This is a genomic window from Mesorhizobium sp. M2E.F.Ca.ET.209.01.1.1, from assembly GCF_004010375.2.
Classification (GTDB): Bacteria; Pseudomonadota; Alphaproteobacteria; order Rhizobiales; family Rhizobiaceae; genus Mesorhizobium.
The window spans coordinates 1-317 of sequence record NZ_SADP02000830.1 but is presented as its reverse complement, the minus strand read 5'-3'; the positions used below and the strand labels follow the sequence as shown (position 1 = coordinate 317).

At 65.6% G+C, this 317-nt stretch carries 1 protein-coding gene; it reads right to left on the bottom strand.

The genetic code is table 11. The features are described from left to right. Positions 1-233: ATP-binding cassette domain-containing protein (locus EN852_RS38095; protein ID WP_135879853.1), on the bottom strand; the 233-nt coding region annotated here is incomplete at its 3' end. Positions 234-317 lie beyond the last annotated feature (84 nt).

The window sequence follows — 317 nt, the reverse complement described above, 5'->3', positions numbered from 1 at the left end:
CGCCGGTAAGGCGGCGTCCCGGCCATGTCCCGGCCGCGGATCAGCACCTGGCCCTCGCTCGGCTGCTCGAAGCCGCCGATCATGCGCAGGCACGTCGTCTTGCCGCAGCCGGAGGGGCCAAGCAAAGCGACGAAGGCCGAAGGCGGGATGGCAAGGTCGATGCCGCTCACCGCGGTGACCGCGCCATAGCGCTTGGTGACCGCGCGAAATTCGATATCGGGCACAGCAGTCAAGCCACGGGCTCCAGCGACAGCATGAGGCAATATCGTGACGCTAGCAGAGCCAATACCGGCTAGTATATACCTCGCGGGTGGTAT